The 16,074-nt window shown below is 66.2% G+C and carries 8 protein-coding genes; 1 reads left to right on the top strand and 7 read right to left on the bottom strand.

All coding sequences use genetic code 11. The features are described 5' to 3' along the window. Positions 1-6: 6 nt before the first annotated feature. The 7 genes from N4S67_RS07720 to recC all read right to left on the bottom strand — a co-directional run bounded on the left by N4S67_RS07720 (position 7) and on the right by recC (position 14,843). A complete protein-coding gene (locus tag N4S67_RS07720; RefSeq protein WP_260992368.1) occupies positions 7-1,641 on the bottom strand; it encodes a fatty acyl-AMP ligase in 1,635 nt (544 codons plus the stop codon). Positions 1,642-2,172: 531 nt separating this feature from the next. Further along, positions 2,173-3,429: a ComEC/Rec2 family competence protein gene (locus N4S67_RS07715; RefSeq protein WP_260992367.1), complete on the bottom strand. Its 1,257-nt coding sequence runs from the start codon at positions 3,427-3,429 to the stop codon at positions 2,173-2,175. Positions 3,430-3,439: 10 nt separating this feature from the next. Continuing rightward, positions 3,440-5,350, bottom strand: coding sequence for a S8 family peptidase (locus tag N4S67_RS07710; RefSeq protein ID WP_260992366.1), 1,911 nt, complete (start codon positions 5,348-5,350; stop codon positions 3,440-3,442). Further along, on the bottom strand, positions 5,347-6,516 hold the full coding sequence (locus N4S67_RS07705; protein WP_260992365.1) for a patatin-like phospholipase family protein: 1,170 nt from the start codon (positions 6,514-6,516) through the stop codon (positions 5,347-5,349). The genes N4S67_RS07710 and N4S67_RS07705 overlap by 4 nt, the downstream gene beginning before the upstream one ends. Positions 6,517-6,562: 46 nt before the next feature. After that, positions 6,563-8,254, bottom strand: coding sequence for an exodeoxyribonuclease V subunit alpha (gene recD, locus N4S67_RS07700; protein WP_260992364.1), 1,692 nt, complete (start codon positions 8,252-8,254; stop codon positions 6,563-6,565). After that, positions 8,251-11,571, bottom strand: a complete 3,321-nt coding sequence (gene recB, locus N4S67_RS07695; protein ID WP_260992363.1) for an exodeoxyribonuclease V subunit beta — start codon at positions 11,569-11,571, stop codon at positions 8,251-8,253. The genes recD and recB overlap by 4 nt, the downstream gene beginning before the upstream one ends. 5 nt (positions 11,572-11,576) lie before the next feature. Beyond that, positions 11,577-14,843 (bottom strand): exodeoxyribonuclease V subunit gamma, encoded by a 3,267-nt coding sequence (recC, locus tag N4S67_RS07690; RefSeq protein WP_260992362.1) that lies wholly within the window; start codon positions 14,841-14,843, stop codon positions 11,577-11,579. Positions 14,844-14,916: 73 nt separating this feature from the next. On the opposite strand from recC, the gene N4S67_RS07685 reads away from it, so the two are divergent. After that, on the top strand, positions 14,917-16,074 hold the full coding sequence (locus N4S67_RS07685; protein ID WP_260992361.1) for a zinc-binding dehydrogenase: 1,158 nt from the start codon (positions 14,917-14,919) through the stop codon (positions 16,072-16,074).

Below are 16,074 nucleotides of genomic sequence, written 5' to 3'. Positions count from 1 at the left end.
GGGGGATCAGTCCACCAGGGACAGAGCGTGCGCGCGCCGCAATTTCCCGGACGGCGTCTTGGGGATCATTCCCGGCTCGAGCACCACCACGTTGCGGGGTCGCACGTCGACCTCGGCGAACACCTCATGCGCGACCTGCCGCTCGACGCGGCGGACCTGCTCGTGGTCTGCGAAGTCCTTGCACTCCACCGCGACGGCGAACGACTCCCGCGACAGTCCCGCGTCGAGTCGCACCGCGACGGCGCACCCAGGCCGCACGCCGTCGACGCGGCTGGCGGCGCGTTCGATGTCGGTCGGGTAAATGTTGCGCCCGGCCATGATGATGACGTCCTTGAGCCGCCCGCAGACCACGACCTCGCCGCTCTCGGTCAGATAGCCGAGGTCGCCGGTGTCGTACCAGCCCCGCTCGTCCTGCGCGCCGATGAACCCGGCGACGGTGGTGTAACCCCTGGTCACCGGTTCACCCCTGACCTCGATGACGCCGACTCCGCGCGGCGGCAGTTCGGCCCCGTCCTCGTCGACGACGCGCACCTCCAGGCCCTGCAGCGGCTTGCCGAGGGAGACGAGCCGCCGGGTGTGGCCCTTGGTCGCCGGCACCGCGCGGTGCAGGACGGCCAGCAGGTCGGCGTCGACTTCGTCGACGACCATGCCCCCGCCACATTCCGAGAACGACACGGCCACCGTGGTCTCGGCCATCCCGTACGCCGGGATGATCGCCTCGGGCCTCAGCCCGAACGGCGCCCCGGCTTCGCACAGGTCCTCGACGTCGGCCGGGTCAACCTGCTCGGCGCCGGACAGTGCCCACCGCAGCGAGGACAAGTCGAACTCCCCGGGGGTGGCCTGCCTGCGCAGGCGCTTGGCGAACAAGTTGTAGGCGAAGTTCGGCGCGGCCGTCATGGTGCCCTTGTACTTGTCGATCAGCCTGGCCCACAGCAACGTGTCGCGCAGGAAGTCCATCGGCGTGACCTTCACCAGCTCCGCGCCGAAGTACATCGGCACCGTGAGATAGCCGGTCATGCCCATGTCGTGGAAGCACGGCAACCAGCTGACGATCACGTCGGTGTCGATGTCGAAGTTGCAGCCGACGATCATCGCCTCGGCGTTGGCGACGACGTTGGCGTGCGTAATCTGGACGGCCTTCGGCGATCCGGTGGAACCCGAGGTCAGCTGCATCAACGCCACGTCGTCGTCGGTGGTCTCCACCGGTCCGATTCCGTCGTGCGCGAGGAGCGACTCGATGGTCAGCACCGTCATGCCGAGCCCTTCGAGCACCGGCGCGGCGGCCATGAACGGATCCGAGATCACCACGGCTTTCGCCGCGATCATGTTGATGACGGCGGTGGTCTCGTCGGCCCACCGCATCAGGTCGGTGCGCGGCGTGGGTTGATGCAACATCGTCACGCTGGCCCCGCGCATCCAGATGCCTTGTGCCGTGGGCGCGATCTCGACCGGGGCGCCGGCCAACACGGCGACGGCGTCACCGTGGCCGATACCCGCCGCGGCCAATCCGCCGGCCACCCGGCGCGCGCGCTCGTGCACCTCGGCCCAGGTATGGCGGACGGGGGCGTGCGGCTCGCCCGTGTTCATGCCCTTCAAACTCCACTGGGCGTTGCGGAACATGGTCTCGGTGAATCGGCTCACTACAATCCTCTTGGCTTTGGCGCAATGACGGCGTGCGTTGTTTTCAAGGGTGACCCGGCGCGAATGTGTGCGCGCACCGGGAATTGCGGAAGCCGCTGGAGTTCGACTGTCGCCGGGCTCGAAGCGGGGCGGACGATGACTTCAGAAGAAGGTGACCCCTTCGTGGTCGTTCCAGTTGGTACGTCGCCCCGTCCGGAGCGACGAGAGTTGCTTGTCAGTCTCGGAGACTGTACCCACCGACCCGCGCGTCGATGCAATAGCACACCGATATGAGCGCGGATCGTTACCAACGACGCTGAATCCCCTGGCAAATGGCCCCCCATAACGCAACCGTAGATAACCGGCTGACGTCGGGATTCAGGCCCCGTCAGCGGGGAGTTGCTGCTCGCCGCCGTGACGTTTCCGTGAGGCTGGTATGCCAACCCAGGTCAAACCGTACCGTGTCGGCCGCTGATTCTTAAAGTTTCGCGATGGTTCCTGGAGACGCTTTGCCAGCCGGGACCTCGCCCAGGGGCCGGCAGACTTTCTCGACTAGTCGGCCGGACTCTCGAGGAGATCGATGCGATGCCGGGGCAAGTCGGCCTGCAACGGGACGAGCCGTTGGGCCATGTCGGGATGTTCATCGAAGAACGCCGCAAGGCTGTGCTTAGCGACCGACCACGCTGGGCCGGGCGGCTTGCCCTTCGCTTCCTTCATCCTTCGCTTGTCATTCCAGTCGTCTTTGCGCAGCCTGTCGATGTCGTCGACCTCATAGGTGAAGTAGATCTTGTAGTTCTCGTCAGGCCACCGCGCTGTGCGCAGAAGATCGAGGGTCTCCCGTTCCGGGTTTCCGTGCTTGCCGTTGCCGGAGAACACGTAGTGGTCGGCGGTGACGCGCTCAAAGAACTCCTGCGTGACGTTGTTGTCACTGCCGTGATGCAGTCCTTTCAGAACGTCGACATGCAGCCGATCGCCCAGACCGACGAGTTGCATGCCCTCGAGGATCTTGTCGCCTCGAGCGTCGCCCGTGAACAGAATCGTCTTACCGCCGAGTTCGGCGACGAGTACCAGGCTGGAGAGGTTGGTGACGGACGGATCTAGGAATCCTGCGAGCGCCTCCAGCGGACTGGCCATCCTCTTCTGCGACTCCAGGAACTCGTTGTGCTTTCTCTGCAGGTTCTCTACTTCGTCCAGCATCGGTCCAATCACGGTGAAGGACAGCCCATCTCCGACCTCGAACGCCTTACCGTCGGCACGGGCGACGACTAGGCCGCCCTTGCCGTCGTTGAGCAGCGCCCCGAGCGTTTCGGCGTTGTCGCGCAGGGTGATGCCCTTGCCGACGTTGGCGAGCACCATGAGCGCATCGACCGCTACGCCCTCGGACGCCGAGTCGAAGGAGATGTCGCCGGTGAGAGACGCGGTTCCGAGCGACTTGGTGACTACCTTCTCCAGTTCGCGTGCGTCGTTGCCGATCAGATCATCGAATGTGTTGTGCCACAACCTTGCGGGCTTGACAAACCGATTGGGGCGTCGCGATTTGATGTCTTCTGTCAAGTCGATCAGACCGGCGGTGTGGTCGCTGTCGACGTGGCTGACCATGATCCAATCTAATTCCATCGGATCCTGTTCGGATACACCGAGTTCGGTGCGTAACTGGACCAATCGATCCTCAAGGTGTGCCTTGTACACCCCCTTTGGACCGCCGTCGATCACCGCGATCTTCTGCTTCGACTTCGACCCGTAGCGAAGGACAAGGCAGTCACCCTCCTTCGCAGGCAACACCTCGAGACTAAAAATCTTGTTCGCCATGTGCATCCCCCTACTGGCTCTGCAGTGCTCGAAGAACGTCGAGCAGTCCGTGTCCTTGAAAATTGCGCTCTCGGCCCAGATCGGACGCCGTTTCGCACAAGATCTTCTTGATCTTGTCCGGCTTGCCGATGAGTTCGGGATAGCGCGCCATGAGAAGCGCGGCCGCGCCGCTCACGTGCGGTGCTGCCATGCTCGTGCCGTCGAGGTAGTCCCAATCATCGTCCAGCACAGGGGCATAGATCCGCTCGCCAGGTGCAACGAGGTCGGGTTTGAGCCGGCCGTCGCCAGTGGGACCGCGGCTGGAGAAGTAGCTGATGCCGTAGGTGAACGGTGCATAGTGGTGGGTGGATCCGACGGTGATCACCCGGTCGGCATTGCCTGGATCGGTGATGCTGAACGCCAGATAGTTGTTGAACGGCTGATCGTTGACGAGGATGTTCTGGTAGCCGAAGTTCCCGGCCGCCGCGACGACGACGACGCCGCTGTCGACCAGCCGTTCAGCCTCAAGGCATACCGGGGTCGCGCCGCACGCGTAGTTGCGTACATCATGCTCGATCGACAGGCTCATGTTGACACCGTTGATCTTCATGTCGCCCGCCGACTCGTTCGCGCGGCGGATGAACTGAAGCGCGGCGATCACCGCGAATTCGGTGTCCTCCCTGTCGGATCCGAGGATGCGCAGGTCGTACAGGCCGATGCCCGGACACATGCCGGTGACTTTCACGGGGACCGAGTCATCGACGGCGGCTATTATGCCTGCGACATGGGTGCCGTGCTCGCTGGTGGGATCGGGCGGTTCGTCGCCGAGGTCGAGAAACTCTCTGATCAGGTCGGTGCGCATCGGTTGACGATCGACGGCGGCCTGGGCGATCTTCCTCAACTTGGAATCCGCATGCGGCGGCAGCGTATTGCCGCGTGCCAACTTGATCGCCGCGAGATTGTCCTTGCGTAGATCGTCGTCGACGTTCCCGAGGTCGGTGACATCTCGGTAGAAGGTGAAGTCGTATGTCTTGGCGATCTTCCTCTGCTCGAAGGCCACGTGGTCGGTGTCGATGCCGGAATCGACGATTGCCCACACGATGTTGCTGCAGTCGATGTCGAACAGCCGTCGCGCGGCATCCGCTTTCACCGCCGGCACCGACTTCTTGATCGCCGCGGACGCTGGACGGTTCCGCGCGATCTGCCACACTCTCGGTTCGGTGGCTGGCTCCATGGCGCCGAGCAATCCGAGCACGAGATCTTTGATCTCCGCGTCACTCGTGTCGGCCATGGTCGCCTTGGTTCGTGTCTGCACTCGCGTCCAGGTCGCCTGGGTCGTCGCCGTACGCTGTGGCTGAACGGGCGGACTCCCGGCCATGAATACGAGGGCGCACAACGCGACGAAGCGCTCGAAAGCGGTCCGGCGGTTGCGGATCGTGCGGGTGATGGAATCCGTTGTCCAGGCCTCGAGGAGCGCGCGGACATCGGCGACAGTTTGTTCGATCTTGCTGATTCCGCTCTTGCGTTTGGCGGCTTGAGGGTTCAGGTATTCGTCGCGTTCAGTTCGAGTCCTGGGATCGAGCCACCACTTCGTCATCGGTATCAGGACCCGCAGCACCTCGTTGAAGTAGAGGCGGGCAACGACATAATTCTGCAGCGGCGCGATTCTCGGATCGTTGTCGATTCCGAATTGTCGAATGCCGCCCAACTGGTCGAAGATTTCCGCGGCCAGGTCGTTGGCCGTGGCGTCCTTATGTGAGGTGATAAGGAGGTCGACCGGCAACTGCGGATTCCCGGCGTAGGCGATCCACACGTCTCCGAGAATCGGCGAGTCCTGCATGTGACGTCTGCTGTCGCCGCTGCCCAGCAGGATGTATTCGATCAGATCCTGCGGGATGCGCTCCGTCATCTCGTGACCGTCGGTGCTGTTGGTCGACGTCATGTCAACGGCTGATTCGCGTAAGGCAGTGCGGTTTTCGCGGGTTGCTTCACCGAGTGGGGCATGTGAGACCGCAGCCCGGCATCGCAGATCACGTAGCCCCAATTGATCAGGCGGTCCTGCTGGGCGTCGGACAACGGCGCCAGTCGCGTCTTCAATCCCGCCAGTTCGTCGGTGCGTGCCGGATCGGCAGTCAGCACGGCCCCGGGATACTTCTCGACACGGCTGCGGATACCGATATACACGCCGGATCGCTGGCCGGATTTGAATGACTCGACGACTTGCCGTTTGCGCAGTGAGCGGACCTGGTTGTCGATCAGGTTGAGTACCCGCGCGGTCTGGCGCAGGGGATCGGTGTCAGGGTCGTCATCGTCGGCCAGTTGACCGCCGGCGTCGCTGACGATGATCGACGCGTACCGTTTCCACGCGGTCTCCAGACCCAGGTTGTCGTACACTCCGCCGTCGGTCACCTGTATCTCGTCGCGGAAGCCCGGCGTGGTGAGGTCGTTGCCGGCGTCGTCGACCCAGGCCTGACCCTTGAGATTGAGTGTGCACGGCGAAAGGACCGGCGGGAACGCTGACGATGCGGCAACGGCGACCGCCAATGGTATGTCGGGGTTCATCACCCGACCGACCCGGTAATCGCCGAGGTACTTCTTGCTGAATCTCAACAGCACGCCGGACTCCAGATTGGTGGAGTTGAAGATGAACTGCGGTGTCTCGGGGAGCGCTTGCAGGCTTGTGTCGCCGAAAAGGTGCTCGCGATAGGCCGCGGCGACCCGGTCCGAGACGGAGTCACCGAAGGGCAGAATCCCGGTGAGAACGGCACGAACGTCGACGGCTGTTCTGCCCATCCGGCGAACCGGCTCGACGAAGGCCTCGTCGAAATTGACCGCCACCCGACTGGGGGACCAATCGAGCCGACTCCAGTTCATGGCGAGCACTCCCGCCGTGATGGACCCGCCGGACACGGCCGAGATACGTTTCAGGTCAGGCAGTAGTCCGATTTCGTTGAGCCGCCAGAGAACTCCGACGTGGAAGATCATCGCGCGGTAACCACCCCCCGAGAGGCACAGGGCCAGCCCATCCTCGGGTTGCCGGCCCTTGTCTTCCGGCGTTTCCCTTGCGGGACTCAGTAATTTGTCTGTAGGTGCGCTTGTGGGGTCCACGTTCGAGACGCTATTGCGGGGGGACCCGCGGCGAATGCGTAGTCGACTACTCCAACGGAGTGCTCGACCCGAGCCGCTTTGCCAGGCCGGACGCCCTGACCGCACGTCGTTGCACCGCCGCCCGCACCGACGCCTCCGGACCGATCACGCGGATCTTGCGCTTCGCCCGCGTCGCCGCGGTGTAGAACAGCTCGCGCGTCAGCAGCCGCGAGTCCGCCGGCGGCATGAGGACCGTCACCTCATCGGCCTGACTGCCTTGCGACTTGTGGATCGTCATCGCGTGCATCGTCTCGACGTCGGCCAGCCTGCTCGTCGCGAATTCGACGGGCTGGGCACCGGCCGCCACGACCGCGCGCAGCCCGTCGCCTCGCACCACCGTCACGCCGGTGTCGCCGTTATAGAGGCCGAGGCCGTAGTCGTTCGCCGACACCAGCACTGGCCTGCCCGCGTACCACTGCGCCCACAGCGGTTCTCCCGTCGCGTCGGTCAACCACCGCTCGACCTGACGGTTCCAGAACTGCACCCCGTACGGTCCGCGCCGATGTGCGCACAGCAGCCGGTGCTCGTCGAGCGTCGCCAACGCCGCAGCGGCATCCCCGAGAATCGCCGCCTCGCGTAGCCGCAACGCGTGCGGCACCAGTACTTTGCGCAACGTCTCAGTTGGGTTGTCGGAATCGATCCACTCCACATGCTCGTCGCCGGAGCGCAGCGATGCGATGACCTGGTCCGCGTCGCTGTCGCGGATCGCGGCCGCCAGCTCACCGATCGACTCGCCGAACCGGTGCGACGTCTTGAGCGCGGCGATTCGGACATCGCTCCGCCCGCCGAGCCCGTCGACCAGATCCGCCAGCACGGCGCCTGCTTCCACCGAAGCGAGCTGATCCGGATCGCCCACCAGGATCAGCCGGGCGTCGGGCCGTACGGCCTCGAGCAGTCGGGCCATCATCGTCAGCGACACCATCGACGTCTCGTCCACGACGATCACGTCGTGCGGCAGCCGGTTCTCGCGGTGGTGGCGGAACCGCGACGAATTGTCCGGCCGCGACCGCAACAACCGATGCAGCGTCGAGGCGGTGAGCTCTGGCAAGCGGTCCCGGTCGACCGCGTCGAGCTTCCCGACCTCCAGCTGCACCGCTTCGAGCAGCCTCGCCGCCGCCTTGCCGGTCGGCGCGGCCAGCGCAATGCGCAGCGGCGCCTTGCCCGCCAGCGACGCCTGCTCGGCCAACAGCGCCAGCAGCCGCGCCACCGTAGTCGTCTTACCCGTCCCCGGCCCGCCCGTCAGGACCGTAAGCGATTGGGTCAGTGCGACTTCCGCGGCTTCGCGCTGCTCCTGCCAGCCCTCCGGGAACAGCCGCGAAAGGCTCGGCACCTCACCCGGCAGCGCGGAGCCCAGCAGCGTCAGGACGTCGTCGCAGACCTGCTGCTCCTCGAGCCAATACCGGTCGAGATAGAGCAGGTCGCCGAGCAATCGCAGCACCGGCTTGTCCGTGACGAGGGGGCTCGCCTCGACCGCCTTGCGCCAGTCGTCGGGCGACGGCCACGGCAGTTCCGGCATCTCGAGTTGCTCGGCGATCGACCGCAGGTCCACACACACCGAGCCGCCGCGCAGGGCCCGTACCGCGATCGCCACTGCCAGGGCGACGGTTTCGTCGTCGTCTTTGGCCAGCGTCGTCAATCGCCGTGCGACGTGGGTGTCCGCCGGCTCGAACAGCTCCGCGAACGCTTCCAGGGCCGTCATGCGGCCGCTCCCACATCGAGCAGATCCGACACTGCCACGATCAGCGGGGCGGGCGGCTTCCAACTGAACACTCCGGCCGGATGCCCGTCGACGACCGGAGTCTGTGCACCGCACATGCCCCGGACGAACAGGTACAGGACACCGCCGAGATGCTCCTCTGGCGAGTAGCCCGGCTGGCGCCACCGCAGGAACCGGTGCAGCACAACGCCATACAGCAGCGCCTGCAGCGGATAGTCCGAGTGCAGCATCGCCTCGGCGAGGCGCGCCTGCCCGTAGTCGGCTGCGGTCAGCGGCCGGTCGGGTTCACCTAGCCAGTTCGTCTTGTAGTCGACGACCAGATATCGGCCGTCGACGCGCAGCACCGCGTCCACCGACCCCGTCAGATAACCCTTCAGCGATTGAACGCCCAGCGCCCCGCCCGTCAAGCGCCCGGCGTAGGAGGCCATCGGATCGTCGGCGGGCAGGTGCTCTGACAGGAGCCGACCGACGTCGGCCAACGAGATCGTCGGCGCCGCATTCCGCAGGTCGCCACCCGCGAGGGGAAATTCGAACTCCATCTCCCGCAACCGGTCTCGCAGTCCGATTTGTCGCAGCGTGACGCCGGACGCGAGCGGTCCCAGCGAGGTGTCATGCATGGGCACCATCGCCGTGGCCAGGGCGCCGGGTTCCGCGTCGACGGGCCACCACACCGAGTGCTCCCTGATGTGCGACTCCAATTCGGCAGCGAGATCGGCGGCGAACGGATCGGCGTCCTCGAGCACTGCGTGTACCAACGTGCCGAATTTCGCGCCCTTGGGTAGGTCGGCCATCGGGGATGGCACGTCAGCATCGACATCGACATCGACATCGACATCGACATCGACCGGACCGAGCACCGGCACCTCACCGACTTCGTCGTCGAGTTCGATGATTTCCGGTTCGCTCGACACGCCCGCCGATTCGGCCGCGCGGAGCAGACCCGAGTACGACGTCCGGCGCCATGACGCGTCGATGCGGCGGTGGAAGTGGCGTACATCGAGACCCGAAGGCACCGGCTCGAGTTCGACGTTCGCCGGCGGCGCGATGATCGACTCCTCGAGTGCGGGACCTCCGATGTGCTCCCACGCCCGCAGCGCCGCCATCGCGTCGGCGTCGTCGATCTTCGGCGGATCGCATCTGTCGGGCACCACCGGATCACCGGGTCGGCGGCCGCGTAGCAGGCGCGACAGGCCGCCGTTGGGCTCGTCCCACGACGGCGCCCACCATGCGACCACCTGTGATTGGGCGCGAGTCAGCGCGACATAGGTGAGCCGGACGTCGTCGCTGGCCGCCTCGCGCCGGCCCAATTGCTGGACCTGGCTGTAGTCGGGGCTGAGCTCGCCGCCGATATGCAGGCAGCGGGTGTCGCCGGCCGGTGAGGACTCGTGGAACAACACGACGTCACGCGTCTGGATGTTGCGGTTGAACGCGAACGGCAGGTACACCACCGGATACTGCAGGCCCTTGCTGACCCACACCGTCATGATCTGCACCGCGGCGGCGTCGCTGTCGAGCCGCCGGTTGCGTTCCGTCGCGCCACTGCGCTCCTGGCGTTGGGTACGCAGCCAGTCGCGCAGCGCAGGCAGGCTGAAGTGTTCGTGGTGGGCGGTGTCGTGCAGTACCTGCGTCAGGTGCGCGAGGTCGGTCATGTGGCGCTGGCCGTCGAGCCAGGACAGCACCCGTCGGCCCATGCCGGTCAGCTGCGCGGCCTCGAACACCGCCGCGACCCCGCGCTCCCGCGCATGATCCGCCCACTCCCGCAGCGTGTCGGCGATGCGGTCGGTCAACGTATCACCCTGCGCAGCAAGCGTTTCCGCCGTCTCACCGAAGAACATCGTCGTCGCCGCGGCGCGCACCAGACCCGAGCGGTGCGGCTGGTCGAAGGCTTCGAGCAGGCACAGCCAGTCGTCGGCCGCGGGAGAGCTGAACACATCGGAGTCGCCGGTGTACACGGCCGGGATGCCCGCCGCGGCCAGCGCCTCGAAGCAGACCCGTCCGTCCTTGTGCGTCTCGACGATCACCGCGATATCGCCCGGTTTCAGGGGTCGGTCGCAGAAGGTGGCGCCGCCGGCGAGCAGTCCGGCGATGTCGGCCGCCAGGTCCGCACTGATGTGGTCGCGCAACGCGTCCATCTTGATGACGCGGTCGGCCCTGGTGTTCACGGTCTCCCGGGAGACGACACGCAACCGGAATGGGTCGTTGTGCGGCGCGCCCTTCAGCCGATGCTCTGTGTGATTGGCTTCCACCTCGCGTACGACGATCCTGGCGTCGCCCAACTGTGCGTTGCGCATCACGGCTTGCAGACTGTCCACCAGCGGCGCGTCGCTGCGCCAATTCGTGCCCAAAGTCATGCGCTCGCCTGCGGATTCGGCGGCATGGAGATAAGTGACGATGTCGCCGCCACGGAACGCGTAGATCGCCTGCTTGGGGTCGCCGATGAGGATCACCGTCGACTGCCCGCTGAAGGCCCGGTCGATCACCTCCCACTGCACCGGGTCGGTGTCCTGGAATTCATCGACCATCACGATGGACCAGCGGCGCTGCATGCGGGCGCGGGCAGGCGAATCGGGAGCCTCCAGAGCGTCGGCCAGGCGCGACAGCAGATCGTCGTAGTGCAGGATGGCGAGCCTGCGCTTGCGCTTTTCCAACTCGTCGCAGACGGCCTTCGCGAACTCGACGCGAACGGCGGGCTCGAAGCCGGGCGCCGGATCCACCGGCCGCAGTTCGGTATGGGCGTTGGCGACGACTTCGCGGGCAAGGTCGAGCGCCTGCTCGCGGGTCAGCAGCGGATCGTCGTTCTGCTGACCGAAGTGCGCGAGATAGATGTCGTCGACGATATCGCTGACGACGTCGTCGAGGCTTTCGACGAGCTCCACCCCCGCATCCGTATCGCCCGCCACACCAAGGGACTTCAGGACCAGCTGGCAGAACTGATGGGTGGTGGCGATGGTCGCGGCGTCGAATCCGGCCAACGCGTCGCGCAGTCTGCGTTTGCGCTCACGCAACTGGTCAGGCGTGCCGTTCACGAGGTGTTTGACGAGTTCGTTGTCGGCGACGGTCGGGACGTCGAACGCCAGGAGCGCTTCGAGGATCTGACTGCGGACCCGCTCGCGTAACTCCTGGCTGGCGGCCCGGCCGAAAGTGATCAGCAGCATCTGGTCGAGCGTCGCCACACCCTCGGCGACATAGCGGGTCACAAGTCCCGCGAGCGCGAACGTCTTACCCGTGCCCGCACTGGCCTCCAGCACGGTCGTGGACCGCGGCGCAGGCAGCGGGCCGAGCAGATCGAACGGTGCCATGTCCATCAGTCGGGATCCCGCTCGGCTGAGAGCATGGGCAGCCACAGCCGCGAGGCGTAATCCGCAAGGCCGGCGGCGACCAGGTCTGCGAGAGGGAACCCTGGACCCCACACCCGCACGTGCGCGGGCTCGGCATCCTCACCCGGGTACCGGCCTGTGCGCCACCGCCAGCCGGCCTCGCGCATGGGGGCGCCGCGGTTGAACTCGGTTTCGGCCCAGGCGTAGGACGTCTTGACCGGCAACGGAATCGGCTCGCGACGCCCGGCGTCGTACATTCCGACGAGGTCTCGTAGCACCTCGACTGCCGACGCCGGAGTGCCCAGGAGCCGCTCCTTCGGCCTCTCTGTCTGTTTGGCCCTTCCGATGCAGACCGCCGACCATTCGCGGCCCGAATACTGAGCGGTCAACGCCACCAGCCGAATCCATGATTCGAGCAGGTGTCGACCGTCGAGCTTCGAGTAGGTCACCGCGACCACCCGGTCGTCGTAGACGCGCGGCACAGTACCCGTGACGCGTCGCCCCGACCCCACGTCGATGTCGACGTCATAGGAGTGCGGGTCTTGGGTGCGGTGGCGCTTGGCCGCGAGCGCGAGGGTCTCGGCCCGCCCGCAGATCTCCTTGGCCTTGCGCCAGCCGAGCTTGCCCGGCGGCAGCGAACCGCGACGCCATTCCGCCTGCTTCGCGGCCTCGGGCGCCATCCCGCGCAGCATGTCGTCGAGCATCCGGTCGCCGATCTTCCACTCCTGCAGGGCGTCGATCTCGACGGGCATCGCATCCTCGACAGCGTCCACCTCCCACGGCAACGTGTAGTCCAGCGCGCGGAAGAAGCCCTTGACCGGATCTTTGAAGAAGCCGATCAGGTCGTCGAGTGCAACGTCGTGCGGCGGCGGTGCGGGCAGTGGTTCGTTGATGAAGGGCGGTCGCTCCTCGCGATGCCCCGTGGCGACCACGGCCGCCGTCAGCGCCGTCGGGTCGAACGTGAACGACTGACCGTCGGGCATGCCGAGCGCGCCGGGTGTCACATTGCGAACATCGAAGGGCTGCAACGGGTGTTCGACGAGGACCTGCTGGCGGACCTTCTCCGGCGTCGTGACGTCGAGGGTGTCGAGCAGTTCGACGAGCGGAACCGCAGGCGGCTTGCGCTGACCGGAGTACTCGTTGGCGCCGGTATAGGTGATGACGAGCTTCTCGGTTGCCGCGCCGATGGCGTCGAGCAGCAATTGCCGGTCCTCGGAACGGATGTCGCGTTCGCCGGTCATCGGTTCGCGGGCGAGCACGTCGTCGCCGTCGACCACACCGAGACGCGGGAAAACGCCGTCGTCCAAGCCGACCAGGCACACCACGCGGTGCGGCACCGAACGCATCGGCACCATGGTGCACACCGTCAGCGTTCCCGTGCGGAAGTTCGCCCGCGTCGGCCGTCCGGCCAGGTGGCGCTCCAGCAGCGCGCGAACGTCCGGCAGCCGCATCAGGGTGTCGGCGCGCGGTCCGGCTTTGGCTCGCACGTCACTGAACTCCCGCTCGACCTGGCTGGACTGCCACTGGTCGTCGTCGGACACCGCAGTCAACGCCGTGACGCCGTCGGTCAGCGCGGTCAGCCATGCGTCGAGCGGCCTGGCACCCGAGAGTGATTCGACGGTCGTGTGCAGGCGGCCGACGTACTCGGCGAGACGCCCAGCCAGCTCGATGCGGTTGCTGCTCACGTCGTCGAGCGGCAGGGTGTTGCCGAGCCAGGCGTGTGAGTCGTCGGACATCGCCACACCGGCGAGTACCCGGTCGATGCCGAACTCCCATGTGTTCTGGACGAAGTCGACGCCGTAGGGAAGCCGGTGGTCGCGGTCGAAGCCCCACCGGATGTTGGCTTCGCGCACCCAGTCGGCGATCGCGTCGAGATCGTCGTCGCTGAAGGTGAACCGGGCGCGCACCGGGGCGGCCTCAGCGAGGTTGAGCACTTCGCTGGCGGTCGCGCGTCCACCGGCCAGGGCGAGCAGCTGCGATGCGACGCCGAGTAGCGGGTTCGTTTGCGTCAGTGCGCGGTCGGCCAGCTTGACCCGCAGTTGATGCGCCGGATGGGCACCGTGCACGACGTCGCCGAGCCCGAAACCGGCGACGATCAGCGGGGCGTAGGTCTCGATGTCCGGGCACATGACGAGGACGTCGCGGGGCTCGAGGGTCGTGTCGTCGGCGAGCAGTCCGAGCAGAACTTCACGCAAGACGTCGATCTGGCGGGCCGGGCCGTGGCAGCTGTGCACCTGGACCGAACGGTCAGTGACGTTGTACCGGCGGTCTTTTGACCGGACCGCGTTGGCGGCGATGTCGGACTGCAGCCAGCCCAGCAGTGTGTCGGGGCGCTGCCCGCCGGGGAGGTAGTCGTCGCTCCGGGGATTGACAGGCAGGCTGCGCTGAAGTTCGCGCAGGTCGCGGCCGAGGGTGGCCAGCAGCGGATGGTCGACACTCTGATGGGAGTCGTCGTCGCGGCGAGGGACAGGCCCGTGGTCGTCGGCGAGCCGAGTCCAGAGGTCGTCGCTGGGGTGCGGCAGCCAGAGGTGGAGGTCGTGATGGGTCGACAAGGCCTCGAGCAGTTCGATATCGGTCGACGGCAGGCGGGTGTGACCGAACAGGGACAGGCGCTCGGGTAGATCGATAGGCGACTCTTCAAGTGTGACAAGCGTTTTAGCGTGACGGATGTGCGGCGTGTCGGCGTCGATGCGGCCGATGAGCGCGCGCCACAGCGGCGGCTGCCACAGCAGGTCCTGCTCGATGCCGCCGTCGCTGTCGTTCTCCCAATCGATCAGCAGCTGGGGTCGCTGGCGCGCGTAAGAAGCGAAGAGGCCGGCGAGGCGGCGTGCGACGGCGTAGCGACGGCCCTGTCGCAACTCTCGCTCGTCCTCGCGGTCTTCGAAGTGGCCGAGGTGCGTGGCCAGCGTCTTGCACCACCCCTCCTCGCAACTCTGGTCGATCACCTCCAGTAGCGGCCAGACCATAGCGTCGGGTGACCAGGGGTCGTCGCGGTCGGCGCCGGTGGTCAGCCCGATGATGTGAGCGATCAGCGAGTGCGGGTTGCGGAACGTGATGCCGGCGCAGACGCCGTCCTGGCCGGTGCCGCGGCCGAGGATGTGGCTCAATCGCTGACTGAGCCAGCGCTCGACACCTTTGGCCGGGACGATGACGAGTTCCTCGGCGAACGGGTCGGGCGGGGGATCGGACAGAAGGGCGCCGAGTCCGTCGGCAAGGAGATCGGTGCGCTCGGCACGGTGGAGATGAAGCGCCATCGATCGCCACGATAGGGGTTCAGAGGTGGGCATTTCGACATATGCCTTTCGAGCCTTCCCTAGGCTCGGGCGCATGAGAGCCGTCACCTGCACCAACGCCCAGCTCGAGGTCGTCGACCAACCCACCCCGACGCCGGACAGGGGCCAGCTTCTCGTCGAGGTCCTTCGCTGCGGCATCTGCGGGTCCGACCTGCACGCCCGTCACCACATGGACGAGCTCGCCGACGTGATGGCCGAGGCCGGCTACGACGCCATGATGCGCTCAGACCAGCAGATCGTCTTCGGCCACGAGTTCTGCGGCACCGTCGTCGACCACGGCCCCCGCACCCGCAAGACGCCCAAGCCCGGCAGCACCGTCGTCACCATGCCCCTGCTGCGGCGCGGCAAAGAGGTTCACGGCATCGGCCTCACCGCCAAGGCGCCGGGCGCCTACGCCGAACAACTGATCGTCGAGCAGACCCTCTCGTTTCCCGTTCCCAACGGTCTGGCGCCCGACATCGCCGCACTCACCGAACCCATGGCCGTCGGCTGGCACGCCGTCCAGCGCGGCGAGGTCAGCAAAGGCCAGGTCGCCATCGTCATCGGCTGCGGTCCCATCGGACTCGCCGTCATCCTCGGCCTCAAGGCCAAGGGGGTGCGCACGGTCATCGCCAGTGACTTCTCAGCAGGCCGACGCGCGCTTGCCACGAGGTGCGGCGCCGACATCGTCGTCGATCCGGCGAAAGACTCACCCCTCGACGGTGACCACGGGTTTCTCAAAACCTTCACCGACGCAGGCGATCTCGCACTTTCAACGATCGAGAAGCTACATAAATTGCGACTTCCGTGGTGGCATGTCTGGCGGGCCGCCGACAAGGCAGGCGCGACGACGCCCAAGCATCCCGTCATCTTCGAGTGTGTCGGCGTGCCCGGCATGATCGAGAGCATCATCGGCAGCGCGCCGGCGTTCGCGCGGGTTGTCGTCGTCGGCGTCTGCATGGGCGCTGACAAGATCCGCCCGTCGATGGCGATCAACAAAGAGATCGAACTGCGGATCGTGCTGGGATACACACCACTCGAGTTCCGCGACACCCTCTACATGCTCGCCGAGGGGAAGATCGACGCCACTGCGCTGATCACCGGCACCGTCGGTCTCAACGGCGTCGAGGCCGCGTTCGACGCTCTCGGCGATCCCGAGGCCCACGCCAAAATTCTGATCGATCCCCGTAGCGACGCCGAGGAGCCGAGCTGA

This window comes from Mycobacterium deserti (assembly GCF_025345615.1).
Lineage (GTDB): Bacteria > Actinomycetota > Actinomycetes > Mycobacteriales > Mycobacteriaceae > Mycobacterium > Mycobacterium deserti.
Note: the sequence above shows the minus strand (reverse complement) of the source record. Positions and strands in the feature narration are given on the sequence as shown.

Excerpts from the sequence above, each read along its gene's own strand:
- recD (WP_260992364.1), bottom strand. The coding sequence starts at position 8,254 with ATGACGGCCCTGGAAGCGTTCGCGGAGCTGTTCGAGCCGGCGGACACC.
- N4S67_RS07710 (WP_260992366.1), bottom strand. The coding sequence starts at position 5,350 with ATGACGTCGACCAACAGCACCGACGGTCACGAGATGACGGAGCGCATC.
- recB (WP_260992363.1), bottom strand. The coding sequence starts at position 11,571 with ATGGCACCGTTCGATCTGCTCGGCCCGCTGCCTGCGCCGCGGTCCACG.
- N4S67_RS07685 (WP_260992361.1), top strand. The coding sequence starts at position 14,917 with ATGAGAGCCGTCACCTGCACCAACGCCCAGCTCGAGGTCGTCGACCAA.
- N4S67_RS07715 (WP_260992367.1), bottom strand. The coding sequence starts at position 3,429 with ATGGCGAACAAGATTTTTAGTCTCGAGGTGTTGCCTGCGAAGGAGGGT.
- recC (WP_260992362.1), bottom strand. The coding sequence starts at position 14,843 with ATGGCGCTTCATCTCCACCGTGCCGAGCGCACCGATCTCCTTGCCGAC.